This window comes from Pseudomonas sp. S2_F03 (assembly GCF_054668335.1).
The window spans coordinates 683,743-704,244 of record NZ_CP162759.1 but is presented as its reverse complement, the minus strand read 5'-3'; the positions used below and the strand labels follow the sequence as shown (position 1 = coordinate 704,244).

The following is a 20,502-nucleotide window of genomic DNA, read 5'->3' as shown; positions in this document are numbered from 1 at the left end:
AGAGGCGATATGTCTGGCTACGGTTGGGTGATTCCACTCTTAATGAAAAGAATTCCAAACGTAGTGAAAAGTCATGTTCATGCGCTTGCGAAGTAAAGCGGCATTGCGAGATTAGTCATGGGGTGCTGCACATTTCGATCATTAAGTTGTAAGTTTAGGTCATTGAGTGGCATCGGCGCGACTCTTAGTCTGTCCACCATGACTGACGGGAGCCAAAGAGCTCCTGCACTTTTTCCGTGATCGCTCGATGTGGAGTTACAAATGGCCGCCGCTCACTACCCGCACCTGTTGGCCCCGCTGGACCTGGGTTTTACCACGTTGCGCAACCGTACCCTGATGGGGTCGATGCACACTGGCCTTGAGGAAAAGCCCGGTGGATTCGAGCGCATGGCGGCGTACTTTGCCGAACGTGCCCGTGGCGGCGTTGGCCTGATGGTCACCGGCGGTATCGGCCCGAACGATGAGGGCGGGGTGTATTCCGGTGCCGCCAAGCTGACCACCGAGGAAGAAGCGCTCAAGCACCAGATCGTGACTCGCGCGGTGCACGAGGCGGGCGGCAAGATCTGCATGCAGATCCTTCATGCCGGGCGTTATGCCTACAGCCCGAAACAGGTCGCACCGAGCGCCATCCAGGCGCCGATCAACCCGTTCAAGCCTAAAGAGCTGGACGAGGAAGGCATCGAGAAACAAATCAGCGATTTCGTCACCTGTTCGGTACTGGCGCAAACCGCCGAATACGACGGCGTCGAGATCATGGGCTCCGAAGGTTATTTCATTAACCAGTTCCTCGCCGCCCACACCAACCACCGCACCGACCGTTGGGGCGGCAGCTACGAGAACCGTATGCGCCTGCCAGTGGAAATCGTGCGCCGGGTGCGTGAAGCGGTCGGTCCGAACTTCATCATTATCTTCCGCCTGTCGATGCTCGACCTCGTGGAAGGCGGCAGTACCTGGGAAGAAATCGTGACGCTGGCCAAGGCGATCGAACAGGCCGGCGCGACCATCATCAACACCGGCATCGGCTGGCACGAAGCGCGGATCCCGACCATCGCCACCAAAGTACCGCGCGCGGCGTTCAGTAAAGTGACCGCCAAGCTGCGCGGCTCGGTGAGCATTCCGCTGATCACCACCAACCGTATCAACACCCCGGAAGTGGCCGAGCAGATTCTGGCCGAAGGCGATGCCGACATGGTGTCGATGGCGCGGCCGTTCCTCGCCGATCCGGACTTCGTCAACAAGGCCGCTGAAGGTCGCGCCGATGAAATCAACACCTGCATCGGTTGCAACCAGGCGTGCCTGGATCACACCTTCGGCGGCAAATTGACCACTTGCCTGGTCAACCCACGCGCTTGCCATGAAACCGAGCTCAACTACGTGCCGGTGCAGCAGATCAAGAAGATCGCCGTTGTCGGTGCCGGGCCTGCGGGCCTGTCCGCCGCGACCGTGGCCGCCGAGCGTGGTCATCAGGTAACGCTGTTCGATTCGGCCAGCGAAATTGGCGGTCAGTTCAACATCGCCAAGCGTGTGCCGGGCAAGGAAGAGTTCTACGAAACCATCCGCTATTTCAACCGCAAACTGCAGACCACCAACGTCGAGGTGTGCCTGAACACCCGTGTCGATGTGGCGAAACTGGTGGAAGGCGGTTATGACGAGATCATCCTGGCCACCGGCATCGCGCCAAGAACGCCGGCGATTCCAGGTGTTGAAAACGCCAAGGTGCTGAGTTACCTGGACGTGATCCTGGAGCGCAAGCCGGTGGGCAAGCGTGTGGCGGTGATTGGCGCTGGCGGTATCGGTTTCGACGTGTCGGAGTTCCTGGTGCACCAAGGCGTGGCCACCAGTCAGGATCGCGAAGCGTTCTGGAAGGAGTGGGGCATTGATACACACTTGGAAGCCCGCGGTGGTGTCGCCGGCATCAAGGCTGAGCCACATGCACCGGCGCGTGACGTGTTCCTGCTGCAACGCAAGAAATCCAAAGTCGGCGACGGCCTGGGTAAAACCACTGGCTGGATTCACCGGACCGGTCTGAAGAACAAGCAGGTGCAGATGCTCAACAGCGTCGAGTACTTGAAGATCGACGACGAAGGCCTGCACATCCGCATCGGTGAAACCGGCGAGCCGCACGTGCTGCCGGTGGACAACATCGTGATTTGCGCTGGCCAGGATCCGTTGCGTGAGTTGCAGGACGGACTGGTCGCGGCTGGCCAGAACGTGCATTTGATCGGTGGCGCCGACGTGGCGGCAGAGCTGGACGCCAAGCGGGCGATCAACCAGGGTTCGCGGTTGGCTGCCGAGCTGTAATCCACACACTCCTGTGGTGAGTGGCCAAGCCCTTTCACTACAGGGCTGCTGCTAAGATGCCGGATCTTCTCGTGGATCCGGCATCATGCTTTTTCCTTCCAGCCACTGGCTGCCCCAAGCCCCCCTCGAACCCCTTCATCTCGATTGGCTCACCACCGCCGGTATCGAGGTCGCGATCCTGCGCCTGGACCAGATCGATCCGCTGATCAGCGGCAACAAGTGGTTTAAGCTCATCGAACACCTCAACGCCGCTGACCTCGCGGGTGCCAACGGCATCATCAGCCTGGGCGGTGCGCACTCCAACCATCTGCATGCATTGGCTGCTGCGGGCAAACGCTTCGGTTTCCGTACCGTCGGGCTGCTGCGCGGGCATGCGCAAGACACGCCGACGGTGACGGATTTGCAGGCGTTCGGCATGCAATTGCATTGGTTGGGGTATGGCGGTTATCGAGCGCGGCATGAGCCGGGTTTCTGGCTGCCATGGACAGAACAGTATCCCGACCTGCAACCCGTGCCCGAAGGTGGCGGGGGGCTGCGTGGCGCGCTTGGCTGCATGCAACTCAAGGCCCAGGCCTGTGAGCGACTGAACGACCTGGGCTGGAGCGATTACGACGGCTGGTGGCTGGCCTGTGGCACCGGCACGACCCTGGCGGGTCTGGTGCTGGCCGAGGCCGGTGAACGCAAGGTGTATGGGGCGATGGCAGTGCCCGATGATCACGGCGTTGCGCAAAACGTCGAATCCATACTGCAAGAAGCGGACTTGCCGTTGCGCAACTATGAACTGCTGGACGCCAGTCGTGGCGGTTTTGCCAAAGTCGATCAGCCGTTACTCGACTTCATCGAACAGACCGAACTAGCCGGCGGCGTGCCTCTGGAGCCGTTGTACACCGCCAAGGCGTTGCTGTCGCTCAAGCAGAACGTCGAGGCTGGACGCTTCAAAAAAGGCATGCGGCTGATCTTCATCCACACCGGCGGCTTGCAGGGCCGCCGGGGATTTGTGTAGCAGGGCTGCGCTCAGCTGCGCTTGGGCATCATGCGCAGCAAGGTGTTATCCCGCACCACGTAATGGTGATAAATCCCGGCTACCGCATGCAGGCCAATCAGCCAGTAGCCGATGGTACCGCCGAGTTCGTGCCAGCCCTTAAGCTCATTGGCAAATTCCTTGTTTTCGGCCACCAGCAATGGCAGATCAAAGCCGTAGAACATCACTTGATTGCCCTTGGCGCTGGTCACCAGCCATCCCAGAATCGGCATGGCGATCATGAAAATGTACAGCGCCCAGTGCATCAGCTTGGCCAGCGTGGTTTGCCAATGAGGCGAGGCCGGGAAAATCTGCGGTGCCGGGCCGAAGCTGCGAGCGAACAGCCGCAGCCACACCAACACGAACACGGTCAGGCCGAGCATGAAGTGTGATTCAACGATCAGGGTCCGGCCGCCACTGCCTTTGGGAAAGATCCCGCGAAACTCGATAGAGGCGTAAACCAGCGCCAGCAAGACCAGCATCAACCAATGCAGCGTGATCGATACCGTGCTGTAGCGTGATTCGGAATTCTTCCAGGGCATACGGTGTTCCTCACAGGTCTGGTCTAAAGCCACCGTTCTTGTTCGACGGTGTTCCTTTACTGTAATCCGCTTTGATGGATTTGCCTGCGGCTATTTGTCGTTGCAACGCTCTGGATCAAGTGATTGGCCAAAAAAAGCGCCAGTTCCGTAAAGAACTGGCGCTTTGATCGGCAGCAAAAATTCAGTATCAACTGCTTTGCGGCATTTCGCCCTTGGCCAGACGCTTGTTGATGTCGGCGATGACTTCTGGCAAATCGGTGATGGTGTCGATCATGTAGTGCGGGCGCGAGCCTTCGAACATTGCATGGATGCGCTTGCGTTCGCTGTCCAGTTTATCGCTGCCCAAGGCGCGGTAGCCTTCGTAGTCCAGGCCCAGCGCGTTGCCCGAGCAGATCAGCGCCACGGTCCACATGCCGGCGCGGCGACCTTCGAGAATGCCCGGCACGGTGTCGTCGATCTTCACGCAAGCCGCGACATCGTCGATGCCCAGCGCAATCACGTTGGCCAGGGCTTGAGCCGGCCAAGGGCGGCCGTTGGGCACTTCGTCAGTGGCCACTACGTGATCGGCGACGTAACCATTGGTGGCCGCCAGCTCGACCACTTTGTCCATGACCTGTTTCGGGTAACCGGAGCAGGAACCGATCTTGATCCCTTGCTGGCGCAGGTTGGCGATGGTGTCCAGGGCGCCTGGAATCAACGCCGAGTGCTCGGCGATTTTTTCGATCTGCAGTGGCATGAAGCGTTGGTAGATGGCGGTGACGTCATCGTCGGTTGGCGTGCGGCCGAACACGGCGCGATAACGCTCCGCGACTTGCGGCTGATCGCACAGGGTGCGGATGTGGTCCCACTTGCCCATGCCCATCGGTCCACGGGCTTCTTCGATGGAAACCTGGACGTCGAATTCGGCGAAGGCTTCGACAAAAATCTGGGTAGGCGCGAAAGAGCCGAAGTCTACGACGGTGCCGGCCCAGTCGAGGATGGCGGCTTGCAGCTTGGTTGGGTTTGCGTAGTTCATGTCTCAAATCCTGTCTGTTGGAATGATGAGCAAATCTATGTAGCAGCTGCCGAGCTTGCGAGGCTGCGTTCGGCTGCGAAGCAGTCGTGAATTCGGGCGCTGCGGTCTATCAGGTAAACCCTGTGTAATGGGTTTACGACTGCTTCGCAGCCGAACGCAGCCTCGCAAGCTCGACAGCTGCTACAGGGTGTTTTTAATCAGATTTCGAGGACTTCCATCTCGCGCAGCACTTCGGCGACGGCCGCCACGGCCGCGTGCATCTCGGCCTGGTTGACGTGGCCGATGCAGCCGACGCGGAAGGTTTCAACCTGGGTCAATTTGCCCGGGTAGAGGATGAAACCCTTGGCCTTGACCCGTTCGTAGAATTCCTTGAACTGGTAGCGCGGATCTTTCGGTGCGTGGAACGTGACGATGATCGGCGCCTGGATCGCGGCGGGCAGAAAACTGCGCAGCCCCAGCTTCGCCATGTCATCGAGCAGCACCTGGCAGTTGTTGGCGTAGCGCTGATGCCGCGCCGGCAAGCCACCTTCTTCGTTGTATTGCAGCAACGCTTCGTGCAGCGCCGCGACCACGTGGGTCGGCGGGGTGAAGCGCCATTGACCGGTCTTGGCCATGTAGGTGTGCTGGTCGTAAAGGTCCATCGCCAGCGAGTGCGAGTTGCCGGCGGCGTTGGCCAGGGATTCTTTGCGGGCGAAGACAAAACCCATGCCCGGCACGCCTTCCAGGCATTTGCCTGAGGCGGCGATCAGCGCATCGAACGGCACCTGTTTGGCGTCAACCGGCAGGGCGCCGAACGAGCTCATGGCGTCGATGATCAGGCGTTTGCCGTGTTGCGCAATGACGTGGGCGATTTCCGGCAGCGGGTTGAGGATGCCAGTGCTGGTTTCGCAGTGAATCAGGGCGACGTGCGTAATGCTGGTGTCGGCGTGCAGCAGGCGGTCGACGTCGGCGGCGGTGGTGGGTTCGTCTTCAGCGGTTTCGAAGGTGCTGAAGGCGCGGCCGAGCACTTCGCAGATTTTCGCCAGGCGTTTGCCGTAGGCGCCGTTGATCAGCACCAGCACCTTGCCGTCACGAGGCACCAGCGTGCCGATCGCGGCCTCGACAGCAAAGGTGCCGCTGCCTTGCAGGGGCACGCAATGGTGGCTGTCGCCGCCGTTGATGATTGCCAGCAGTTGCTCGCACAGGCTAGCGGTCATTTGATTGAAGCGGTCATCCCATGAACCCCAGTCGACCATCATCGCCTGACGGGTGCGGGGCGATGTGGTCAGTGGGCCGGGGGTGAGCAGGATGGGTTCGGCAGTACTCATTCTCGTGTCCTCGCATTCGATGGGATGAAGCTACGGGACATAAATTGCAATTTGCGGTTGTATCAATCAAATTGTTTATTGTTATGCCAGTCATCAGTGAGAGTTATTCATGAACCTGTTCCAGCTTCGGGCCTTTGATGCGGTGGCCCGTGAAGGCAGCTTCACCCGTGCTGCCGCGCGGTTGTTCATCAGTCAGCCGGCGGTGACCGGGCACATCAAGGCCCTGGAGGAGCATTACCAGATCACCTTGTTGCGACGTACCGCTCGTCGAGTGGAACTGACGGAGGAGGGCACCAAACTGGCGGCGATCACCCGGGCCATGTTTGGCCTGGCGGAAGAGGCGCAAGTGATGCTCGAAGCGAATCGGCAGTTGCTGACCGGGCGCCTGGAAGTGGCAGCGGACGGCCCGCACATGGTGATGCCGATGCTGGCCAGTCTGCGCGCACGCTATCCGGGGATCACCGTGAACCTGCGGCTGGGCAATGCTCAGGAAACCCTGGCGGCGTTATTGTCCGAGCATGCCGACGTGGCAGTACTGACCGAGGTTGAACCGCGCAAAGGCCTGCATTTGCAGGCGTTGAATGAATCGCGAATTTGCGCATTGGTGCCGCAAAATCATCCGTGGGCCAAGGCACCCAGCGTCAAGCTCAAGGAGCTGGATCAGGTGATCATGGTGTTGCGTGAGCCGAGTTCGATTACGCGACGCACGTTCGATGACGCGTGTGCGACGGCGAAGGTCAATCCGCGGGTGTTGCTGGAGCTGGACAGTCGTGAAGCGGTGACCGAAGCCGTGGCCGCCGAGTTGGGGGTCGGTGTGGTGTCGTCGGTGGAAGTCAGCCATGACCCACGGGTGGCGGCGGTGCCGATCATCGGCGAGGGGCTGGTGAACCGGCACATGATCGGGTGCATGGAGCGGCGGCGGGATTTGCGCTTGATTCAGGCGTTTTTCGGGTTGGCGCCTGTCAGTTAGACCGCGGCGCGGCTATCGCGGGCAAGCCCGCTCCCACAGGATGCGCGGTGGAATCGGCTTCTGTGATCGACTCAAATCCCTGTGGGAGCCGGGCTTGCCCGCGATGGGGCCTGACCTGCCTACACCAGACTCTCGCGAACCATCTCCAGAAACGTCGCCACCACCCGCCGCGAACTCTGCTCGCGCAAGCACACCAGCGTCTCCGTCAGACGCCGCGTGCAATCGGTAATCGGCAACGCGCAAACCCTTGAGTCGGCACCGAACTCGGCGGCCGACACCACGCCAACCCCAATCCCCACGACCACCGCTTCGCGCGCCGCTTCGCGGCCTTCAACCTGAATCGCCGGGCGAATGCGGTACCCGGCGCGGGCCATTTCCTCTTCCAGTGTCTGGCGGGTCACCGAGCCGATCTCCCGCAGCACCAGGGGCGTGTCATCCAGGTCCGCGAGGCAAATCGACTCGCGATCTGCCCACGGGTGATTGCGCGAAACAAACGCCACCATCGGGTCATTGCGCAGGGGCAACGAGATCAGCCGCTCATCACTGACATCCCGACCCAGCAGCGCCAGGTCGGCCTGATAGTTGAACAGGCGAAACAGCGACTCATCGGTGTTGCCGGTTTCAATCTTTACGCTAATGCCGGGGAATTGTTCGCAAAACCGGGCGATCTGCGGCAACACGTGCACCGGCGCATCCACCGCGAGTATCAGGCTGCCGGTTTTCAACGCCTGGGAGTCGTGAAGCAACTCCTGCGCCTCGGCTTCGATGACGAACAACCGCTGGGTGATGCTCAACAATCGCTCGCCCAGGTCGGTCAGGCGTACCGAGCGTTTGTTGCGGTGGAACAGCAACACAGCAAATCGCTCTTCAAGTTTGCGCACCTGGTCGGAAATCGCCGGTTGTGTGAGAAAGAGCCGCTCGGCGGCTTTGGTAAAGCTTCCGTGGACGGCCACGGCGTGGAAGGCTTTGAGCTGGGCGTGGGAAACCGACATCGAAAACCTCCAGTAACAAGCTGATCTTATTTTTGAAATACGATAAATCGATTTCACTTATTATTCAGTAATTGTTTCTATCTGTTTCAACCCCGTGACTGCTCAGTCGATCAGCATCGGTGGCCATGAGCCTGTGCGTGTAACAGCAGGACTCATCTGACCGGTATCGCTACAGGGAATCCGCGATACCGCAGTGCTCAACAATAAAAACACAGGCGTTTTCTTCCAAATTCTGCCGGCACACTCATACCCTGAGGTCAGAACCACAATGAATAATCACATCGGCACCATCAAGCGCTGGCGCGTGCAGATCTTCGCGATCACCTGGCTCGCCTACGCTGCTTTCTACTTCACCCGCAAAGCGTTTTCCGTGGCAAAACTGGGGATCGCCGAAGACCCCACCTTCATGCTCGACAAAATGGCCATGGCCAACCTCGACGCGATCTACCTGGCGGCGTATGCCCTCGGGCAATTCACCTGGGGCATGCTTGCCGACCGCTTTGGCCCCCGGGTCGTGGTGCTTGGCGGGTTACTGATTTCGGCGGCGGCTGCGCTGGTGATGGGCAGCTTCGCGACACTGCCGATCTTCGCCACCTGCATGTTGATTCAAGGCTTGGCGCAGTCCACCGGTTGGTCGGGGCTGTGCAAGAACATCGGCAGTTTCTTCCTGCACAGCAGCGCGGAAGAGTGCTTGGGTTGTGGAGCTCCTGCTACGCCTTTGGCGGGTTGGTGGCCTCGCCGTTTGCCGGTTGGTGGGCCTACACGCTCATCGGCACCTGGCATGCGGCGTTCATTTCCAGTGCGGCGGTGGTTGGGCTGGTCGCCGTGCTGTTTTTTATTTTTCAACGCAACAAACCGCAAGACGTCGGTCTACCGGTGGTGGACATCGAACCTGAGTTGACGGCTGAAGAGGCTGACGCCCAAAGCAGGATCAGCGTTCTGCAACCCCTGAAGGAAATCCTGCGCAACCGCACGGTGCTGGTGTTGGGTCTGGCGTACTTTCTGCTGAAGCCGGCGCGTTACGCCATTCTGTTGTGGGGCCCGGTGATCGTTTTCGAACAGATGCCGACGGTGGGCAAGGTCGGCGCGGCGATAATTCCGACGGCGTTCGAACTGGCCGGATTGCTCGGGCCGATTCTGCTGGGGCTGGCCTCGGACAAACTGTTCGGCGCTCGCCGCATGCCGGCCTGCGTGATCAGTCTGTTGGCGCTGACTGTGTCCCTCGCCTTGTTCATGGGTGCCCTGCATACCGGCAGCGTCTTGCTAGTGGTGGCCTTGCTGTTTGTCATGGGCCTGACCCTGTACGGGCCGGACTCGATGATCAGCGGCGCGGCGGCGATTGATTTCGGCACCGCCAAGGCAGGCGCGACGGCGGCAGGTTTCGTCAACGGTTGCGGTTCGGTCGGGGCAATTCTCGGCGGGTTGCTGCCAGGCTACTTCGACTCGGTCACGGTGTTCATTGTCTTCGCCGGCTGCGCGTTGTTCTCGGCCCTGGTGTTGATCCCCCACTGGAACAGCCGCCCGGCTGGCCTGCGTGGCAATTACCCGTTCGTGCCCAATCGGGCGATGGCCATCAAACCCCTGCGTACCTGAACCCTGTCCCTTGCAGCCTGCTGCGCTGGCGGCAGGCTTGCGTGTGGGCATCTGACTAGAGATTTTCCCATGAGACCCTTTTGGCTGGACCAGGCCTTAAAGGCTGATACGTCCGACACCTGCCCGGCGCTGGAGGGCAACACCCGCGCGGATGTGTGCATTGTCGGTGGCGGCTACACCGGGTTGTGGACTGCGATCATGCCAAGGAGCAGAACCCGGAACTCGATGTGGTGCTGATCGAAGCGGACATTTGCGGTGCCGGCGCCAGTGGCCGCAACGGCGGTTGTGCGTTGTCGTGGTCGGCCAAGTACTTCACGCTGGAGCGGTTGTTTGGCGTCGAAGAGGCGGTGCGCCTGGCCAAATTTGCGGCGGCGGCCGGCAAAGCGGACAAGGGCTGAGGGCTTTAGCGACGGATCAGCCAATCGAGCAGCAAACGCCCGTCGCTGCGTGGTCGATAAGCGGCACCCGGTTTGGGCGGGCGGCCGGCGGTGGCGCACAACACCGGGCGATCCGGGTCGCTGTCGAGAAAACTGATGAGCACCTCGGTGCCCGCGATTGGCAGCCAGTGCGGATCCCTCCGGCCGTCCGGCAGGGTGAGGGCTACAGGCAGCCACAGGCCGGCTGATTCGTCCCCGTCGTCTTCGAGCGTTGGCCATAACCTGACGTGTATCCGGCCTTGGTCATCCAGCTGCACCGGCTGCCCGATCGGCCCTAGCACGCGCGCCGTCTGATACCCCGGAATGCTCGGCCGGGGCTGTGTGCGCGGGGGCCTGAATTCCGTTGACCAGGGAATCGCGGTGAATTGATTGCTGTAGCGCCGTGGACGTTGATCGGCAAGGATTGAAGGCTGCTGTCCCTGGTGCCGGACTTCTGTGATCAGCCACTGATCGTTGAAGCCCGCCAGTGGATGCCCCGTCACTTGTACGATGCTTCCACTGCGCAAGTCGGATTCATTGCATCGGCCTTCAATCTGCTGATGGTGGCAGCGCATTCGCTCCAGCAACCGCCGACTGAGCTGCTCACGGTGCGCCTGCTCGGGGGACGGACGAGCAGTTGAAGGAGATGTGGCTGCAATGGCGTGGTTGGCCGCGCCGTCATCGATTGCCTGAGTGCCGAGGTTGTGGGCGATGCGGCGTTCAGGTTGGGCGCGCGCGCCATGACGCTGGAACAGCTCATGGATTACCGGCGCAGAAGTCTGCTCAATCGAAGTGTCCTGGAAGGGCAGCCGTAGCGGTTCCTGCGGAAATTTCTGAGTGTCATCGGCCAGCACCAACACATGCCCGTCGTGCCGATGTTCGAAGTGATAGTGGATGCCTTCTTCTTCGCAAAGACGCTGCAGCAGTGCCAGGTCGGTCTCTTCGTACTGAATGCAAAAAGGTCGGGGCGGGTAGTGCCCGGTTGCCAGATCCAGGCGATAGCTGGTCTCGGGCAGTGCATGTTCCTGGAACAACCGATGCAGGATCGCCGGCACACTGAGGCGATCGAACACCCGACGTGAGCGGTGACGGTCGAGGTTTTGCAGGTAGGGCACCAGGACAAGGTGATAGCCAATGCGATGCGGGCCGCGATGTTCAAGGCTGGCGCTGTGAACAATGCCGTGAATGCCGCTGTGATCGCCCAAGTTCAGATAAGCCGGTTGTTGCAGCAGCCGGTCGAGGTTGATCGCCGGTGCCAGGCTGATCATTTCAATGCTGAACCGATAGGGCTGGTTCAGGCCTTCAGCGCCACTGAACTGCAACACCTGCAGGCGCAATCCGCTTTTGAGGAGGGTCAGGGTGTAGAGACTTTCCTTGTCGTTGTGCATTGAACACGCTTCTGCCATGGAATGGGACGCGAAGGGTACGAAACCAAGCCCCACAATGGTCACCGCAAATCGGCATTTCAGAATCGTCCTACGAGTGCTGGTGAATATGTCGATCGGCGAGGGCGCTGAATCAGTCCGCATTTTTTGGTCGATTGCCAACTTTAGGCCGTATAAACTTGCACAACGCGTCGGCCAATAGATGTCTCGGCGCCACAGATCAAGAGAGTGAGTAATGGGCGCACAGTGGAAGGTTAAACACAAAGAAGCGGCATCCAACGCCAAAGGCAAGATTTTCGGCAAACTGGTGAAAGAAATCACCATTGCTGCGCGCAACGGTGCCGATACCGCCACCAACGCACATCTGCGACTTGTGGTTGAACAGGCCAAGAAAGCCTCGATGCCCAAAGAAACCCTCGATCGCGCGATCAAGAAAGGCGCGGGCCTGTTGGGCGAAACCGTGCAATACCATCGCGTGACTTACGAAGGCTTCGCCCCGCACCAGGTGCCGCTGATCGTTGAATGCGTGACCGACAACATCAACCGCACCGTGGCGGAAATCCGCGTGGCGTTCCGTAAGGGCCAACTGGGTGCTTCCGGCTCTGTGGCGTGGGACTTCAACCATGTCGGCATGATTGAGGCGTCCCCGGACAGCCCGGACGCCGACCCTGAAATGGCGGCGATTGAAGCCGGTGCCCAGGACTTTGAGCCAGGTGAAGAAGAGGGCACGACCCTGTTCCTGACTGAACCTGCGGACCTCGACGCGGTGCAAAAAGCCCTGCCGGAGCAAGGTTTCACGGTGTTGTCGGCGAAACTGGGCTATCAGCCGAAGAACCCGGTCAGCGGATTGAGCGATGAACAAATGGCTGAAGTCGAAGCGTTCCTGGAAGGCCTCGACAACCATGATGATGTGCAGGATATGTTTGTGGGTCTGGCTGGGTAATTTGACTCTTCAGTAATACCGCTATCGCGAGCAGGCTCACTCCTACATTGGATCTCCGTCATACACAGATCCAATGTAGGAGCGAGCCTGCTCCGGGCGGCGTTCCGACGAATGACCGCGAAGCGGATCACCGATCCTGCAGCTCCCGCACAATCTCGCTGAACCCCGGTCGCTTCAGCACCTCTGGCTGACAGCAGCGCTCCTGCAACACTTGCAGCTCCTCGCGCGCGATCTCGCTCAACCCCGAGTCGATGCGTTCCAGCAGTTCCCCCAGCAACACACCAAATGCCCGCACCTCGATGCGCTGCAGCGACCGGCTTTCATGGCTGTCCACCGTCGCGTGGAAAGACGCTGCGCCAAAATCGCCCAGCAGGCAATCGCCGTGCTCGTTCCACAGGATGTTGTGGCCATAGAGGTCGCCGTGGGTGATGCCTTGGCGGTGCAAATGCCTGGCCGCCGAAGCAATGCCATGGGCAATGCGTAAGGCCACGCGCGCGCTGAAACGGGTGTTTTCGGTGTAGATGTCGCGGGTGCAGGACGCCAGGCTTGGCAGCGCGGCCAGGTTGCGATAACTCGGGTCGATCAGTTGCATCACCAGCCCGGCCTGCTGCTCGGGATGACCGACGATTCGGCCTTTGACCTGGATCAGGTTGGGGTGAAGGCCTGCGGTGATGCAGGCGTTCATTTCGTGCAGCGGTGAACCATCGCTGGTCATTTCACCCTTGTAGAGCTTCACCGCGACCGATGTCTGCGGATGCCCCTCCGGGCTCCAGGTCGCCCGATGAATCACCCCCGAAGCGCCTTCGCCCAGTAACTGTTCCAGACGCAATTGGTCCCACTGGATAAGCGGCGTGGCTTGCAGCGCAGCCGCATCGGCTTCGGTTTCCAGGGGGTTACCGGCGTACGCCAGCCAGGTCAGGCTGGGCAAGGTCAGCAGCCATTCGGGGAGTTCGCTGAGCTGATTGGCGGCGATGCGGATCAGCTCGAGCCGATGGCACTGGCTCAAGCTTCGCGGCAGGCGCTGCAAGCGGTTACCGGCGAGCATGAGTTTTTGCAGGTAGGGCCGCTCGCCCAGTTCCATTGGCAGTTCGGTGATGCGGTTGTCGGTCAGGATCAACCAGCGCAGCAACGGTGGCAGCGCGGCGGCCGGGACCGTTTCGATGGCATTGGCCTTGAAGCCGATCATCGTCAGCGCGGCGCATTGGCCCAGGCACGCAGGCAGCTCGGTGAACAAGTTGTCCGAGCAGAACAGCACGCGTAAACGGGTCAGGCGATGGAGGTCATCGGGCAGGCTGCTCAGGGCATTGCCGCTGAGGTTGAGCACTTCCAGCGAGTCCGCCAGGTCGAAGATTTCCCGGGGGAACTCTGTCAGGCCGCAGGCCAGGTCCAGGCGGGTGATGCCAGTCAGTTGGCCGGCGCGCAGTTGGGCGAGGGTATCCATGAGCGGGTTCGCTTTTGATCAAGTGAAGGCGCAGGGGCCCGGAAATGGGCGACATGATAACGGTAAAGGGTTCGCGCTTGTCAGGCCGTTGCGCGCACTTCCAGCAACTGCCCCAGACGGCTACGCGTGCGGGCCAGATCGATGGCATCGCCGCCCAGGCTTTCGCGCAGTGATTGCAGGCCGAGCAATGTCAGGTGCTTGTCCTGATCGTATAAAACGTCGATCAAATTGATGAAACGCTGCTGCGCGGCGATCGAACAGTCGGCCAGGTTGGGCAGTTCGTCGATGATCCAGTGATCGAAGCGCCGGCACAGCTCCAGATAATCCATGACGGCGGTAGGGTGTTCGCACAGGTCGCCAAAGGTGAACGCGATGGTCCGTTCTGCGCAGTGCTGCGCTTGCAGGTGGCGGGTGCCGACCGCTAGTTGCAATGGCGTGGGGTTGCGTTCGGGCAGGTTCAACGCCTGACGTTGTGCGACGCTGCCCGGCCAGACATACCGGCCCTGGGTGAACACCTGTTGCGCGTGCGTTCGCACCTGACTGCGGTAGTCATGCGGGCCGCCGACTTCCATCACGTGCATGCGGGCGTGGATCAGGTCGATGACCGGTTTGAAACGCGCATGGTAGAGCGGGTTGGGCAGCAAGCCTTCCGGCGGGTAGTTGGACGTCACCAGCAACAGGATGCCGCGACGAAACAGTGCCTTGAACAGTCGCGTGATGAGCATCGCATCGCCGATGTCATGGACGTGAAACTCGTCGAAACACAACACCCGGCAATCGTTCAGCAGCTCATCAAGGGTGAATGCCAGCGCATCGGGCTGATCGCGATGGATGAACATGCCCTGGTGCAATTGCGCAAAAAACTCATGGAAGTGCAGGCGCTGTTTTGCCTCAATAGGGATCGCCTGGAAGAAACCGTCGAGCAACCAGCTCTTGCCGCGCCCGACCGCACCATGCAAGTAAAGACCGGGCGGCGTTTTCGCCGACGCACCCAGCAGCGCCGTGGCGTGCTGTGCCATGCAGTCGATCACGCGCTGCTGGCTATGGCTGAGGGTATAACCCTGGGCATGGGCCTTTTGCCGAAAGTAGTCGTGGACGGCTTTACCTGCCGCCATCCCGCAGGCAGGGGCCGCGAGCGTCTTGCCGAACAGGCCGCGCAAGGAAGGCAAGCGCGGTGTGAGTCGCGAACGGTCAGGCGGTCGAGCGGCCATGGTCATGTCACCCCGAAATCGTCAGGCCGGCTCCCCGAGCAGCGGCGGCGTAGTGTAACCAGTTGGGGAATTTCCCTTCCAGTCATGTCGACGGACGCCGCGTTTTACACCCACCTGAAACGAATCAGAACTGCACCGTTTTCTTGAGCATCTGCGCTGCTGGCGTGTCGCTCGGGCTGACCATCGCATAGTTGTAGCCGCCGCCGGACCAGTACTCGGCCTGCAACTCGCCGTCGCTGCGACTGCCTCGTGGCAGCAAATTGTTTTTCGGGCCTGGTGGGCGCACGTAGAAGCTGATCTTGTGCCCGCCCTGATCCTCGTAAACCACCATGGCCGCCGGCCCTTGTTCGGTACTGAGCAAACGGCCGCTGACCGGTTTGAAGCCTGAACTCGACAAGTCAGGCAGGCGATGGGCCTGGGTGAAATAACGGTCGAGCCAACCTTGCATGTCGCCGTCGGCGACGGCTTTGTAGTCTGCCGGCAGGATGCCTTGCTGGGCGATCAGGCGATAAGCCTGCATGGCATCGGCCATCGGCGTCTGGGCGCTGGCCAGGGTCATCTCGCGCGCTTGCCAGCCGCTCAATCCACCCACGGCAACAGCGATCAACAGCACCGCCGCGCTGGCCAGATGACGACGGGACTGGTGTTTTAGGCGCTGGCGAATCAGCGCCGGGTCGAGGTCCTGATTGACGGGGAGTTGCAGCGTGCCGCTCAGGGCGGCGCGCAATTGTTGAGCATCCTGCTGCCAGGCGCGCACTTGCACGGCCACTTCAGGGTGACTGGCCAGATAGGTTTCCATCAGGTGTCGGTCGGCGTCGTTGAGCTGGTGATCGACGTAGGCGTGCAGGTCACGCTCGCTCGGGGGCATGCTGATCATTTGAGTATCCGCAGAGTAGGGCTGGTGATTTCGCCGTCGCTGAGCTGGCGCAAGGCCTGGCGTGCGCGGGACAGGCGGGACATCACGGTGCCGGTAGGGACGTTGAGAATCGCGGCGACCTCTTTATAACTCAAACCTTCCACCGACACCCAGAGCAGCAGCGCGCGCTGTTCGGTGGTGAGTTGATCGAAGGCTTTCAGTGTCGATTGGGCAATCACCGTGCGCTCGACCGATGGTTGTGCGTCGTCACGTCCGGTAAAGAATTCGAGCATCCGCGCATAGCGCCGGGAACGGCGGTGGGCATCCAGAAACTGGCGATAAAGGATCGAAAACAGCCAGGCGCGCAAGTCGCCCTCGGGGCGTTTGTCGCCCCAACTCGACAGGGCGCGCTCCAGGCTCGACTGCACCAGATCGTCGGCAGCGCTGGGATTGCGCGTCAGCGACACCGCGAAACGCCGCAGCCTGGGAATGATTTCTCTGAGTTGTTCGTCGATATCGTTCATGGGGAAGGGTGTGTCTTGAGTCAGTGAAGGGTGGCATTGACAAGGAAGACGCCGGCTACTGCAGGTTATTCCCTCTACTGGAAAAGAAAATCCCACGGTCCACTTTCTGTAGGACTGTTCCTATCTGGTTGTAATCCATGTAACGGCATCAACCGTCGTGGCTCAACCCTCATAACAAGCGCAACCGGCACTCAGTTCAGCCGGCCTTGAGCTTACACATTGAGCCCGTTGAGACTTTTTTCATGCAAGAGCACGCAATCACCCTCAAACCAGCATTAGCCTATTGTGCGATGCCTGTGTCCGCAGTCGATCAGGAGCTTTGGCAGCCTTTTGCTTGTGGACCGACGGTCAAGCCAGCGTTCTCCTTGATTCATCATGCAATCGAAGCGCAAGCCGTGACCAACCCGCAAGGTGTTGCGGCCCATTGCCTGGGTGAATCCATCACCTACCGAGAATTGAACAGACAGGCCAATCGACTGGCTGCCTTGTTGATAAAGGAAGGCGTCAATCCAGGTGATCACGTTGCCTTGTTCGTGGAACGGTCGATCCCCATGCTGGTAGGTATGTTGGCAGCGTTGAAAGCAGGCGCGGCCTACATTCCCCAGCACGTGGGGATCACCCCTGCGACGCAATTGCGCCACATCATGGAGGTTGCCGACACACGTCTGGTGCTGACGCTGTCGAACCTGCAGGCGCAGATTCCCCTGACTGCGGCGCAGCACTGCATTTGCCTCGATACGTTCATGTCCGAGGCGTCAATGCAATCGGACGAATTGAACGTGGCCTGTACGCCGTTAATGACCCCGGATCACCTGTGCTTCCTTTTGTTCACCTCCGGTACCACCGGACAGCCCAACGGGGTTCGGGTTACCCAGCGTAATGTCTGCAATATTCTGCTGACGGAACCTGGCAACCTCGGCATGAAGCCTGGGCTCAAGGTCGGGCAGATTCTAAACATCGCCTTCGATATGGCCGCCTGGGAGATTTTGGGTTGCCTGGCCCATGGCGCGACGTTAATGATCCGTGGCAAAGACATTGCTCAGACTGCCGAACAATGCGATGTACTGATCGCCACGCCGTCGATTCTCGGCACGCTCGATCCGGCACGTTGCCAGCAGGTCAAGGTCGTTGCCGTTGCCGGTGAGCCGTGTCCACAGCCGCTGGCCGATCGCTGGTCTTCGTTCTGCATTTTTTTCAATGCCTGCGGACCGACCGAAACCACCATCGTCAACACCATGCAGCGCTACCAGACCGGTAAGGCCCTGACCATCGGCAAACCCACGCCCAATAACACGGTGTACGTACTCGATGAAAACGGTCGACCTTGTGCCACAGGGATGCAAGGGGAGATGTGGGCTGGCGGGGATTGCGTGACGGCCGGATACCTGGGGAATGCCGCTCTCACTGCCGAACGTTATCGCCCCGATCCCTTTCTCGGTGAGAACCGGATGATGTTTCGCACTCGCGACCTGGGACGCTGGACAGAAGATGGCGAGCTCGAACACTTGGGGCGCGTCGATGATCAAGTCAAGGTGCGGGGTTTTCGGGTTGAACTCGATAGCGTGTCCGCGGTGCTGGAGTCGTGCGCCTCCTGCGAGAGGGCGGTCACGCTGAAACTCGACAGTCGTCATCTGGTTGCCTTCGTCAGCCCCGCGTCCACCGATGTCGAAGAGGCGAGACGTCTCTGCGAGGAGCGCCTCGCCTACTATTGCGTACCTTCGTTGATCATCGCTCTGGACCACATTCCCCTGACGTCACGGGGTAAAGTCGACAAGCGGCTGCTGCTGGAACAAGCGCAACAGGCCAAGCTTGATGTCAATGTTGTACCAACGGTGAGCGCATGAGCACCGCCGGCGGTCTACCCGCCAAGCGTGCGATTTGGCGACGGCTCGGAACGCTGTCGGTGTTCTCTCATTACAACCGCCTTGTGGCATTGGTACTGGTACTTAATGGTGCCGCGCTGGCGCATGGGTTGAACGCGGGGCAATGGTGGACCCCCTCCGGTGTTGCACTGGAAATGCTGGCGGGGTTGGTGTTGGCGAATCTGTCGTTGGCGATTTTGATTCGTCAGCAATACGTCATCAACCTGCTGTTCTGGCTAGCCACCTGGGCTCCCACCCGTTGGCCGCTGCCGATTCGTCGTTCATTGGCCAAGGTCTATCACTTTGGTGGGCTGCACAGCGGCGCAGCCTTGGCAGCCATTGGCTGGTTCGTGGCATTGCTAGGCTCATTGGGTTGGCATTGGATTGATGACAAGGGCGGCGTTTCGGCAACGCTTCTGTGGGTGAACGCAGCACTGCTGGGCGTGTTGTTGCTGATAGCGACCATGGCGCATCCCGGGATTCGCTCACGTTTCCACAATGGATTCGAACGAACACATCGCTTCGGTGGCTGGACGGCGCTCGCTTTGTTTTGGGTATCGACCTTTGTGTTTGCCCGTGATCAGAACCCGCAAGTGCCGTTGCAAGAAGTACTGGCCACTTCTGTTCCCTTTTGGATGCTGGTGGTCCTGACGTTCAGTATTGCGCTGCCATGGCTGCGTTTACGCAAAGTGCCGGTGCAGTTACTCAGGACTTCATCCCACGCTGTGATTGCCCGGTTCGGGCATGTCACGCCGTTTGCAGGTTCGTCAAACGCCATCAGTCTCAATCCGCTGCTGGAATGGCATTCGTTTGCCAACATTCCCGCGCCGGGGCAGGCCGGTTTCCGCCTGATCATTTCCCGTGCCGGGGACTGGACCGGCGAATTCATCGAGCAAATGCCGACTCACGTCTGGGTCAAAGGCATTACCACCGCAGGTGTGGCGCACATAGAAACCCTGTTCAAGTCGGTGGTGTATATCGCGACCGGTAGTGGTATTGGCCCGGTGCTGCCTCATCTTTCTTGCCAGGCAGGTACCGATACATCTGATCTGGTCGACCCGCAACCCACGCAAAACCTACGGTGACGAACTGGTGGAGGAGATTCTCCGGGCCGAGCCCGACGCCTTGATCTGGGACACCGATGTGCTTGGCAAACCCGATCTGGTGCAACTGGCTTATGACGCTGTTCAAGCGACCGGTGCAGAGGCCGTGATCTGCATTTCCAACCAGGCACTGACTCAACGTGTGGTCGAGGAAATGGAAGGTCGGGGTATTCCGGCCTATGGCGCGATCTGGGATTCCTGAGGTGTGAGTAAGTGCTCGCCATTCAACCATTATTCAACGAGGTCACCATGTACACATTGATCGAACGTCATGATCGAGTCGTATTGATTCGTCTCAACCGCCCGCAAGCCCGGAACGCCCTGAATGATGAACTCATGCGCGAATTGCTGGACATCCTGCAACGACTGGATCGGGACCCGCAGGTGGGGTGTTTCGTCCTGACGGGTACCGAGGATTTTTTCGCCGCCGGCGCCGATATCAAGGAAATGCAGCAAAAGTCATATCTGGACATGGTTCACGAGGATTACTTTGCCGGGTGGGAGGCCTTTGCCGCGTTACGTACCCCCAAACTGGCAGCCGTCGCCGGATATGCCTTTGGCGGCGGTTGTGAGTTAGCCATGATGTGCGACCTGATCTTTGCTGCCGACAACGCGCAATTTGCTCAACCGGAAATCAAACTGGGCGTGATGCCAGGCATCGGGGGCACCCAGCGTCTCACGCATCTGATCGGCAAATCCAAAGCCATGGACATGATCCTGACCGGACGTTCGATGTCTGCCCAGGAAGCCGAACGGGCGGGGTTGGTGTCGAGAGTGATTGCCGCCGCCGATCTGCTGGAGGAGTCCCTGGCAGCGGCGCAGACCATCGCCGGTTTTGCCAAGACCGCTACCATGGCGGCGCGCGAAGCGGTTGATCGTGCGCTGGAGTCTGGATTGCGCGAAGGTCTGCTGTACGAGCGAAGGGCGTTCCATGGGTTGTTTTCCACCCCTGGGCAACAAGAAGGCATGCAGGCTTTTCTCGATAAACGTGAGGCGCGTTTTAACCCCGTGTAACGGGCC

The 20,502-nt window shown here is 60.1% G+C and carries 15 protein-coding genes and 3 pseudogenes; 9 read left to right on the top strand and 9 right to left on the bottom strand.

The window, feature by feature from the left end; genetic code table 11:
* Nucleotides 1-261 precede the first annotated feature (261 nt).
* Entirely contained in the window at nt 262-2,301 is a 2,040-nt protein-coding gene (locus tag AB4N76_RS03310; protein WP_046032556.1) for an oxidoreductase, read from the top strand.
* Nucleotides 2,302-2,386: 85 nt separating this feature from the next.
* On the top strand, nt 2,387-3,304 hold the full coding sequence (locus tag AB4N76_RS03305) for a 1-aminocyclopropane-1-carboxylate deaminase/D-cysteine desulfhydrase (RefSeq protein WP_077431849.1): 918 nt from the start codon (nt 2,387-2,389) through the stop codon (nt 3,302-3,304).
* 11 nt (nt 3,305-3,315) lie between these two features.
* Here AB4N76_RS03305 and AB4N76_RS03300 read toward each other — a convergent pair whose 3' ends face one another.
* The 3 genes from AB4N76_RS03300 to AB4N76_RS03290 all read right to left on the bottom strand — a co-directional run bounded on the left by AB4N76_RS03300 (nt 3,316) and on the right by AB4N76_RS03290 (nt 6,186).
* Nucleotides 3,316-3,864: a cytochrome b gene (locus AB4N76_RS03300; protein ID WP_046032554.1), complete on the bottom strand. Its 549-nt coding sequence runs from the start codon at nt 3,862-3,864 to the stop codon at nt 3,316-3,318.
* A 187-nt stretch (nt 3,865-4,051) separates the two neighbouring features.
* Complete coding sequence (gene phnX / locus AB4N76_RS03295) at nt 4,052-4,879, bottom strand: phosphonoacetaldehyde hydrolase (protein ID WP_046032553.1); 828 nt, start codon at nt 4,877-4,879, stop codon at nt 4,052-4,054.
* A 197-nt stretch (nt 4,880-5,076) separates the two neighbouring features.
* Complete coding sequence (locus tag AB4N76_RS03290; RefSeq protein WP_460164107.1) at nt 5,077-6,186, bottom strand: 2-aminoethylphosphonate--pyruvate transaminase; 1,110 nt, start codon at nt 6,184-6,186, stop codon at nt 5,077-5,079.
* Between the two features lie 109 nt (nt 6,187-6,295).
* Between AB4N76_RS03290 and AB4N76_RS03285 the strand changes: the two genes are divergently transcribed.
* Nucleotides 6,296-7,156, top strand: a complete 861-nt coding sequence (locus tag AB4N76_RS03285) for a LysR substrate-binding domain-containing protein (RefSeq protein ID WP_046032551.1) — start codon at nt 6,296-6,298, stop codon at nt 7,154-7,156.
* A 119-nt stretch (nt 7,157-7,275) separates the two neighbouring features.
* Here AB4N76_RS03285 and AB4N76_RS03280 read toward each other — a convergent pair whose 3' ends face one another.
* A complete protein-coding gene (locus AB4N76_RS03280) occupies nt 7,276-8,148 on the bottom strand; it encodes a LysR family transcriptional regulator (RefSeq protein ID WP_046032550.1) in 873 nt (290 codons plus the stop codon).
* 268 nt (nt 8,149-8,416) lie between these two features.
* Here AB4N76_RS03280 and AB4N76_RS03275 point away from each other — a divergent pair.
* Nucleotides 8,417-9,741, top strand: a pseudogene (locus AB4N76_RS03275) (MFS transporter).
* Between the two features lie 69 nt (nt 9,742-9,810).
* Nucleotides 9,811-10,103 (top strand): annotated as a pseudogene (locus AB4N76_RS03270) (FAD-dependent oxidoreductase); the annotation flags it as partial.
* Nucleotides 10,104-10,144: 41 nt separating this feature from the next.
* On the opposite strand, the gene AB4N76_RS03265 reads toward AB4N76_RS03270, so the two are convergent.
* A complete protein-coding gene (locus tag AB4N76_RS03265) occupies nt 10,145-11,545 on the bottom strand; it encodes a type VI secretion system Vgr family protein (protein ID WP_046032547.1) in 1,401 nt (466 codons plus the stop codon).
* A 232-nt stretch (nt 11,546-11,777) separates the two neighbouring features.
* Between AB4N76_RS03265 and AB4N76_RS03260 the strand changes: the two genes are divergently transcribed.
* Nucleotides 11,778-12,485 carry a YebC/PmpR family DNA-binding transcriptional regulator gene (locus AB4N76_RS03260; RefSeq protein ID WP_046032546.1) on the top strand — a complete coding sequence of 236 codons (708 nt, stop codon included), beginning with the start codon at nt 11,778-11,780 and terminating at the stop codon, nt 12,483-12,485.
* Between the two features lie 127 nt (nt 12,486-12,612).
* On the opposite strand, the gene AB4N76_RS03255 is transcribed toward AB4N76_RS03260, so the two are convergent.
* The 4 genes from AB4N76_RS03255 to AB4N76_RS03240 all read right to left on the bottom strand — a co-directional run bounded on the left by AB4N76_RS03255 (nt 12,613) and on the right by AB4N76_RS03240 (nt 16,517).
* Nucleotides 12,613-13,926, bottom strand: coding sequence for a protein kinase (locus tag AB4N76_RS03255; protein ID WP_046032545.1), 1,314 nt, complete (start codon nt 13,924-13,926; stop codon nt 12,613-12,615).
* Nucleotides 13,927-14,006: 80 nt separating this feature from the next.
* Nucleotides 14,007-15,137 carry a cell division protein ZapE gene (gene zapE / locus AB4N76_RS03250; protein ID WP_077432213.1) on the bottom strand — a complete coding sequence of 377 codons (1,131 nt, stop codon included), beginning with the start codon at nt 15,135-15,137 and terminating at the stop codon, nt 14,007-14,009.
* Between the two features lie 124 nt (nt 15,138-15,261).
* Nucleotides 15,262-16,014, bottom strand: a complete 753-nt coding sequence (locus AB4N76_RS03245) for an anti-sigma factor family protein (protein WP_046032544.1) — start codon at nt 16,012-16,014, stop codon at nt 15,262-15,264.
* Nucleotides 16,011-16,517 carry an RNA polymerase sigma factor gene (locus AB4N76_RS03240; protein ID WP_460164106.1) on the bottom strand — a complete coding sequence of 169 codons (507 nt, stop codon included), beginning with the start codon at nt 16,515-16,517 and terminating at the stop codon, nt 16,011-16,013. Before AB4N76_RS03240 ends, AB4N76_RS03245 begins: the two co-directional genes overlap by 4 nt.
* Before the next feature lie 290 nt (nt 16,518-16,807).
* Here AB4N76_RS03240 and AB4N76_RS03235 point away from each other — a divergent pair, with 290 nt between their 5' ends.
* From AB4N76_RS03235 to AB4N76_RS03225, 3 genes and pseudogenes are all read left to right on the top strand, one after another.
* Nucleotides 16,808-18,361 (top strand): amino acid adenylation domain-containing protein, encoded by a 1,554-nt coding sequence (locus AB4N76_RS03235; RefSeq protein WP_460164668.1) that lies wholly within the window; start codon nt 16,808-16,810, stop codon nt 18,359-18,361.
* Nucleotides 18,358-19,684: pseudogene (locus tag AB4N76_RS03230) on the top strand (ferredoxin reductase domain-containing protein). Before AB4N76_RS03235 ends, AB4N76_RS03230 begins: the two are co-directional and overlap by 4 nt.
* A gap of 47 nt (nt 19,685-19,731) precedes the next feature.
* Entirely contained in the window at nt 19,732-20,496 is a 765-nt protein-coding gene (locus tag AB4N76_RS03225; protein WP_046032540.1) for an enoyl-CoA hydratase-related protein, read from the top strand.
* Nucleotides 20,497-20,502 lie beyond the last annotated feature (6 nt).